Origin of the sequence: Neisseria sp. HMSC065D04, from assembly GCF_001815675.1 — a bacterium.
Taxonomy (GTDB): Bacteria; Pseudomonadota; Gammaproteobacteria; order Burkholderiales; family Neisseriaceae; genus Neisseria.
The window spans coordinates 1-6729 of the sequence record NZ_KV821532.1; the positions used below are offsets into that span (position 1 = coordinate 1).

The following is a 6729-nucleotide window of genomic DNA, read 5'->3' on the forward strand; positions in this document are numbered from 1 at the left end:
TTGTCGGAGGAAGGGCTTTTTTGCAAAGGTCTCAGATAGGTTTTAAATGAGGATGCTGTCGCAGCTTTGTTTGGGTTTAAAGTCTATAAGTAATAACCAATATCCCTTGTCGGATGAGGCATCCGTTTATTGCCAGCCTTGCAGGTTGTTTTTGACCAGTTCGGTCAAAGCCTGAATCCATGCCGGGTGGTCGTTCAAGCAGGGGATATAGCGGTATTCTTTGCCTCCGGCTGCGTGAAATTGCTCGCGCCCCATGATGGCAATCTCTTCCATGGTTTCCAGACAATCCGCCATAAAGCCCGGACAGAATACATCTAATTTGCTGACGCCTTGTTTGGGCAGTTGTTCAAACAGGGCTTGTGTGCTGGGCGTTACCCATTTTGCTTTGCCAAATTGGCTTTGGAAGGAAACGATGTATTCTTGCTCGTTTAGGTTGAGTGCTTGGGCAAGAAGTTTCGCGGTATGTCGGCATTCGTCGGGATAAGGGTCGCCGTCGTCGTAATTTTTCTGTGGAATGCCGTGAAAGCTCAACATGAGTTTCTCGCCGCGTCCGTGTTCTTTCCAATATGCTTCAATGTGTTGTTTCATGGCATCGATATAGGCTGCGTCGTCGTAAAAACGCGAAACGGTACGCAGGCTCATTTGGTTGCGCTGCTTCAGCAGTTGTTGGAACACTTTGTCTAATGCCGCACCTGTGCTGGAGGCAGCGTATTGCGGATATAAAGGGACAATCAGCAATTTGCCTATGCCTTGGGCTTTCATTTCGGCAAGGACGGTTTCGATGCCCGGGTTGCCATAGGTCATAGCATATCGGACGATGGTGTCGGGTATGGCTTTGGCGAGGGCGTCTGCTTGGCGTTGGGTATAGACGGCAAGCGGAGAGCCTTGTTCAAACCAGATTTTGGCGTAAGCATGTGCGCTTTTCTTGGGACGCAGTGTCAGGACCAAACCATGTAAAATCGGCTGCCAAATTAGTTTGGGCAGTTCGACGACGCGTTGGTCCGATAGAAATTCTCGAAGATATGGTTTGACGGCGGCGGCGGTCGGAGCATCGGGCGTGCCGAGATTGAGGAGGAGGACGCCTACACGGTTTTGCTGGGTGTAAGACAGGGAGGGTTCGACGTGGAAAAGCGGCATGATGTGCCTTTGGATTGGAGTGGAAGTCCGTATTGTAGCAATGTGAAGGTCGTCTGAATATGGTCTGCGTTTTCAGACGACCTTTTTTCAGGGTTGTGTTTTAAAGTTTATGATGTATAATGTTATACCATAACATTTATCGGAGGAATGATGAAAGCGAATATCCACCCTGAAAATTACCGTACTGTGCTTTTTTACGACAGTGGTGCCAATGAAGGCTGGCTGATCCGTTCTTGTGCGGATACACACGGCAAAACGATGGTTTGGAACGATGGTAAAGAATATCCCTTATTTTCTTTGGATACGTCTTCTGCCTCGCATCCCGTCTATACGGGCAAACAGCGCAATGTGAATACCGAAGGCCGCGCCAGCAAGTTCAACCAAAGGTTCCAATCTATGATTTCGTCTTTTAGAAAGGATAAATAATGCAGGTTTTGTCTTCATTGAAAACGGCGAAAAAGCGCCATCGCGATTGTCAAATCGTTCGACGCAAAGGTAAAGTTTACGTCATCTGTAAAAGCAATCCCCGCTTCAAAGCCCGTCAGCGGTAATGTTTTCATATTTTGTAATGCTCTCAATGGATTGCCGCTCGCGATGATTTTCGCGGGCGGTTTTTTTGTTTTCAGACGACCTCGGACGGGCGGGTAAGTGTGAAGCAATGGTTGAGGTAAGTTTTAATGTTTGCGAAAAAACTACGGAGCTTTGGAAAAAGCTACATTCGGGGGCGTGCAGGTAAATTAGGGTAAGCTCCCTTGCTAGACTATAAGGATGTTTATAACATGGAACGACTGTTATGCAGTTCCACATTTTTCAGGAGTATTAATATGAAACTTAAAGCTGTATTGGCCGTAGCGGCTGTTTTGTCCTTGGGTGCTTGTGCTGCCCCTGATTATGATGATAATGATGCTCCTCGCCACGAGCACCGTCATGACCATGGAGATCGCAACTATGATGATCGTGGTCAGTCTAGCGACCGCCGTTCGCCCCAATCTTTTGAGTGTGAAAACGGTTTGTCTGTGACTGTACGCAATCTGGACACCAACCGCGTCGAGTTGAGCCTGGATGACAAACGCGCTGTCTTGTCTTCTGCGGTTTCCGGTTCCGGCGAGCGTTATGTTTCCAACCGCGGTCTGTTCGGTAAAGGTGCAGAATGGCATCAAAAAGGCAGCCAAGCCTTCTTCAGCTTCGTTGATCCTTATGGCAACAAAGTAGACACTTCTTGCAATCAGCGTTAATGACTGCGTGAATTGTTAGGGGATGGCGGGTTTGCGATGCCTATCTCCGTGAAACCAAAAAGGTCGTCTGAAATTTTCAGACGACCTTTTGCTATGGGTAAATGCGAAACCTGTCGGTATAGTGGATTAACTTTAAACCAGTACGGCGTTGCCTCGCCTTAGCTCAAAGAGAACGATTCTCTAAGGTGCTGAAGTACCAAGTGAATCGGTTCCGTACTATACTGTCTGCGGCTTCGTCGCCTTGTCCTGATTTAGAGTTAATCCACTATATTTTCCAACAGGTTTGCCGGCGGATTATTGGCTGCGTTTGATAATCAGCTTGTCTTCGGTGACTTCGGCATTGAGTGCGGTTGCCATTTCTTTGACGACATTGTCCAAATCGCTTTCTTTGATATTGGGATCGTATTGAGAAGCCAGTTTGAGCACTTCTCTGATGAAGTTTTTATCGACCTCCGCGTTGACGTTGTATTTCAGCTTACTGAGGAGGTCTTGTTGAAGCTGCTCGTCGTTTTTATATTCGATAGGCGGAATGGAGGCGTCTGCGTCGGCTTTGACCGCGCTGTTGTTCAAGTAGATTTGATTGCCTTTTGAGTCGAATTTGATGCCGGTTTTTAAAAAGGTTTTTACGGCTTCCATCAGTTCTTTTTGTGTGTCGGGACTGTTCATATCGACGCACTCTTTACCTTGACGATCGAAGAATTTATTGATGCGGTCGATACCTTCGCCATTGATATCGCGGAGGTTGAAGTTGTAATGGATGCGGTCGAATTTGATGTTGTTGATGCGGAAGTTTTCGACTTCGCTTTGTCCTTCCATAGCGTATTTGTTGTCTTTTGCAGACTGTTTGCTTCCTGCTTTGATTTTGTCGACAGCGAAATCAAAGGTTTGGTTGCCCATTTTGAATGCGGCAGAGTCTACGGTGAAGAGGGATGTGCCGTTGCGCAATGCAGTGGTGTCACCTTTTTCCATATCGGCCTGATATTTAACGTTTTTCAAGCTAAATTGGTATCCCGGGCTTTCAGGTTTGTCAGGGTGTGAGGCAGTCATGCCGGGCCATTCGAAATTGAAATTATCGAGATGGTACTGATGGTCGGATTTGTGGCCTTTGACAGCCAAAGTCGCCGTTTCCCATTTGACTTCGTCGGAATCGATGTTTAATGAGCCTGCCGGTGCGGTCAGTTTGCCCTCTAATTCGCCACCCCAAGAAAGCACGGTATTGCCGTCCAACCGGAATATTTCTTTATTGTCATCTCCAATCAGATAGAGTTTGGTTTGGATGGTGTAGCCGTTCAGACCGCGGGTGATGATGTCCTCGCCGCGTATTGAGAATTTTGTGTCCTGATGGCACAAGTCGGGCGTGATGTCGCCCCTCCATGAAGCTTTACCCGAAGTGAGGCCCATGTCGAATTTATCCAAAGTGATTTTCAGGCGTTTGTCGGCATCGGGATTGTTTTGGAAATAGTATTCCTGTTTCAATTTGTTGTCAGCATAAATGCCGCCGCCAACGGTTGCTCCTCCCAATGCGGCGATGCCGACTAATGTCGCAATGATGCTTTTTTTCATGTCTTGTCCTTAAGCAGGTGGTAAAAATGTAATGGATGGATTGGAATCGGGTAGATTCGAATCGGCTTTGCGCAAGATAGGACAGTTTTCCAGTTGGACTCAAACTGCGACACTGCCGGGTTGCGCCTTGGCGGAAATTGGATCAACTGACGGTATTTGTCTATGCCGATTTTAAAAATGCCAATATTGTAATATAAAAAGGTCGTCTGAAAACTTTCAGACGACCTTTTTTCAACCGTTCAAGCGATTAACAACATCTTCCGCCGTTTGCACCGCAACGGCGTTTGCGGCAGTAGTCTTGAAATTGCAGCTCGGTCATGACGGGGGCGTTGGGATTATGTTTGCGCTGTTGGGCAACGTAGTTTTCATAATCGGGCACGCCTGCCATGAGGTTGGCGGTAAGTTTGGCGGTTTTCCACCAAGCGGCGAGTTTACGCTTCACTTTGTGCCTCCGGTTGTTTGCCGTCGCGGTACACCGCCGGGATTTCTTTGGCGGTCGGCCAGCCGACTTTGCGTGCTTTCATGGCGGTACGTACGCCGTAGATGGCAACGATGACGACGACGGAGAGGAACAATGCGGTCAAGCCGGCATTGATTTTGTCGTTGAAGATAATCTGCGACATTTCGCCGATGTCTTTAGCAGGCGCGAGGACTTCGTTTTTAGCCAATGCGTCGCTGTATTTGCCGGCATGGGCGAGGAAGCTGACGCGCGGGTCGCTGTGGAACAGTTTTTGCAGACCGGCGTAGCAGGTTACAAACAGTACGCCGACGGCGGGAACGAGTGCTACCCAGACATAACGGTCGCGTTTCATCTTAATCAGCACAACGGCACACATAATCAAGGCTACGCCTGCCAGCATTTGGTTGGCGATGCCGAACAAAGGCCAGAGCGAGTTGATGCCGCCCAGCGGGTCGGTCACGCCGGTGTAGAGGAAGTAGCCCCACAATGCCACGGCGAAGAAGGTCGCAATCAGGTTGGCAGGGATGGAGTCGGTGTTGCCGAAAGGTTTGTAGAAGATACTGCCCAAGTCTTGAATCATGAAACGTGCGACGCGCGTGCCGGCATCGACGGCGGTCAGAATGAACAAGGCTTCAAACAACAGGGCAAAGTGATACCAGAATGCCATCATGGCTTCGCCCGGAATCAGGCGGCTCATGATGTGTGCCATACCGACTGCGAGGGTTGGCGCACCGCCCGCACGGGACAGGATGGTGTTTTCGCCCACTTCCTTAGCGGTGTGCAACAAGGTTGCGGCATCAACGGGGAATTGCAGCTTGGTGGTAATCACTTCGGCGGCGGTATTGGCATCTGTACCAATCAGGGCGGCGGGGCTGTTCATGGCGAAGTACACGCCGGGATCAAGCGATGACGCGGCAGCCAAGGCCATAATCGCCACGAAGCTTTCCATAATCATACCGCCATAACCGATCATGCGGACGTGGGTTTCGTTTTCCAGCATTTTCGGCGTGGTACCGGAAGAAATCAGCGCGTGGAAGCCTGAAACCGCACCACAGGCGATGGTAATGAAGAGGAACGGGAACAATGCGCCTGAGAATACCGGGCCGGAACCGTCGATAAAGTGGGTTACGGCAGGCATTTGCAGCGCAGGGCTGACGATGAGGATGCCGATGGCGAGGGCGACAATCGTACCGATTTTCAGGAAGGTAGAGAGATAGTCGCGCGGAGTCAGCAGCAGCCATACCGGCAATACCGATGCTACGAAGCCGTAAATCATAATCGCCCAAGTGAGCTGGATGCCGTCAAGGTCAAACCAAGGACCGATGGAGCTGTGTGCCACATTGTCGCCGTAAATGACCGCCAGCATCAGCAGGATAAAGCCGACGATGGAAATCTCGCCGATTTTGCCCGGACGGATATAGCGGGTGTAAATACCCATAAACAGCGCAATCGGCATGGTGGCAGCAATCGTGAACGTACCCCAAGGGCTGTGAACCAGTGCTTTCACCACAATCAGCGCCAACACCGCCATGATGATGACCATAATCATCAAAATACCGATGGAGGCAATCACGCCCGGAACAGTGCCGAGTTCTTGTTTTACGATATCGCCCAAAGACTTACCGTCGCGGCGCATGGAGACGAACAAGACCATCATGTCTTGTACCGCGCCGGCAAACACTACGCCGAAGATAATCCACAGCGTACCCGGCAGATAACCCATTTGCGCAGCCAGCACGGGACCGACCAACGGACCTGCGCCCGCAATCGCGGCAAAGTGGTGTCCGAACAATACGCCTTTGTGTGTCGGCACATAGTCCAAACCGTCATTGTGCCGCTCGGCGGGCGTGAGGCGGTTCGGATCAAGCTGCATCACATATTTGGCGATGTAGAGACTGTAAAAACGGTAAGCGATGCAGTACACCGATACGGCGGCGGTGACCATCCATACCGCGCTGACCTGCTCGCCCCGACTGATGGCCAAAGTGGTAAAGGACGCTACGCCGACCAAAACCACAATGCCCCAAATAAGGAACGTTTTGAGCGATTTCATTGTTTAATCCTTAAAATACAAGAGTGAGAATGTTCGGGTTCTTATTGTTGCGGGGGGACAAACTGCATCCCGAAGCATTTATGGAAGAAAAAAATGAAGCGATGATGGTGCGGGAACCCTGGCTTGAGATAATTAATAAACAAGGGAACCAAAACCCTAGAATGTTAACTATCATCAAGCCTAGCGTAAGGTTAACACAATCCGATAACGTGCGGGCTAGATTTAACTCAAGCAATCGTCATTCATTACGATATAGTGGATTAACTTTAAACCAGTACGGC

The 6729-nt window shown here is 49.7% G+C and carries 8 protein-coding genes; 4 read left to right on the top strand and 4 right to left on the bottom strand.

Annotated features, from left to right (window positions below):
• Positions 1 to 126: 126 nt before the first annotated feature.
• A complete protein-coding gene (gene hemH / locus HMPREF3050_RS09440; protein ID WP_070774621.1) occupies positions 127 to 1137 on the bottom strand; it encodes a ferrochelatase in 1011 nt (336 codons plus the stop codon).
• Between the two features lie 150 nt (positions 1138 to 1287).
• Between hemH and HMPREF3050_RS09445 the strand changes: the two genes are divergently transcribed.
• From HMPREF3050_RS09445 to HMPREF3050_RS09455, 3 genes are all read left to right on the top strand, one after another.
• Positions 1288 to 1563, top strand: coding sequence for a type B 50S ribosomal protein L31 (locus tag HMPREF3050_RS09445; protein WP_009311404.1), 276 nt, complete (start codon positions 1288 to 1290; stop codon positions 1561 to 1563).
• A complete protein-coding gene (ykgO, locus tag HMPREF3050_RS09450; RefSeq protein WP_003685279.1) occupies positions 1563 to 1688 on the top strand; it encodes a type B 50S ribosomal protein L36 in 126 nt (41 codons plus the stop codon). The genes HMPREF3050_RS09445 and ykgO overlap by 1 nt, the downstream gene beginning before the upstream one ends.
• 273 nt (positions 1689 to 1961) lie before the next feature.
• Positions 1962 to 2372, top strand: a complete 411-nt coding sequence (locus tag HMPREF3050_RS09455) for an MliC family protein (RefSeq protein ID WP_003761628.1) — start codon at positions 1962 to 1964, stop codon at positions 2370 to 2372.
• A 294-nt stretch (positions 2373 to 2666) separates the two neighbouring features.
• Here the strand turns inward: HMPREF3050_RS09455 and HMPREF3050_RS09460 are convergent, their stop codons facing one another.
• From HMPREF3050_RS09460 to HMPREF3050_RS09470, 3 genes are all read right to left on the bottom strand, one after another.
• Positions 2667 to 3935, bottom strand: coding sequence for a DUF945 family protein (locus HMPREF3050_RS09460; RefSeq protein WP_070774622.1), 1269 nt, complete (start codon positions 3933 to 3935; stop codon positions 2667 to 2669).
• Positions 3936 to 4182: 247 nt separating this feature from the next.
• Entirely contained in the window at positions 4183 to 4377 is a 195-nt protein-coding gene (locus tag HMPREF3050_RS09465; RefSeq protein ID WP_003744600.1) for a YbdD/YjiX family protein, read from the bottom strand.
• The gene (locus HMPREF3050_RS09470) at positions 4367 to 6448 is read right to left on the bottom strand and encodes a carbon starvation CstA family protein (protein ID WP_070774623.1); all 2082 of its coding nucleotides are present in this window, start codon (positions 6446 to 6448) and stop codon (positions 4367 to 4369) included. The genes HMPREF3050_RS09465 and HMPREF3050_RS09470 overlap by 11 nt, the downstream gene beginning before the upstream one ends.
• 80 nt (positions 6449 to 6528) lie before the next feature.
• Here HMPREF3050_RS09470 and HMPREF3050_RS14900 point away from each other — a divergent pair.
• On the top strand, positions 6529 to 6729 hold a 201-nt coding region (locus HMPREF3050_RS14900; RefSeq protein WP_210399932.1), incomplete at its 3' end, for a hypothetical protein.